This is a genomic window from Terrisporobacter mayombei (assembly GCF_020748465.1).
GTDB lineage: Bacteria > Bacillota > Clostridia > Peptostreptococcales > Peptostreptococcaceae > Terrisporobacter > Terrisporobacter mayombei.
The window spans coordinates 1-537 of record NZ_JAHZMP010000088.1 but is presented as its reverse complement, the minus strand read 5'-3'; the positions used below and the strand labels follow the sequence as shown (position 1 = coordinate 537).

Genomic DNA, 537 nt, shown 5'->3' with positions numbered 1-537 from the left:
GCTGCCAACTGCTCCACTCCGCGATATTAATTTGGTGCCGAAGACCGGAATCGAACCGGTACGAAAGTATAAGTTTCGCAGGATTTTAAGTCCTGTGCGTCTGCCAGTTCCGCCACTTCGGCACTTTTGGCTCCAAGGGAGGGACTCGAACCCTCAGCCTATCGGTTAACAGCCGAGTGCTCCACCGTTGAGCTACCTTGGAACATTACGTGGCTACGTGCTACTCTCCCAGGGGGTCACCCCCCAAATACCATCGCCGCTCAAGAGCTTAACTTCTGTGTTCGGAATGGGAACAGGTGTATCCTCTTTGCTATAATAACCACATAATCTTTATTAAAAATCACATATCGCCAACGATATACCTCCACTATCGCTTCAGGTAAATCCGTTGCTAAAAGTATTAACTTTTGTTAGTACTTTCAAAACTGCTAACATTTAATGTTTCCATTATATTTATTGGTCAAGTCCTCGACCTATTAGTATCAGTAAGCTACATATGTTACCACACTTCCACCTCTGACCTATCAACCATGTAGT

At 45.1% G+C, this 537-nt stretch carries 2 tRNA genes and 2 rRNA genes; all 4 read right to left on the bottom strand.

Annotated features, from left to right (window positions below):
- Nucleotides 1–32 precede the first annotated feature (32 nt).
- Nucleotides 33–122, bottom strand: a tRNA-Leu gene (locus tag K0039_RS20480).
- A 5-nt stretch (nt 123–127) separates the two neighbouring features.
- Nucleotides 128–202, bottom strand: a tRNA-Asn gene (locus K0039_RS20475).
- A 5-nt stretch (nt 203–207) separates the two neighbouring features.
- A 5S ribosomal RNA gene (gene rrf, locus K0039_RS20470) occupies nt 208–324 on the bottom strand.
- A gap of 132 nt (nt 325–456) precedes the next feature.
- Nucleotides 457–537, bottom strand: a 23S ribosomal RNA gene (locus tag K0039_RS20465); the annotation flags it as partial.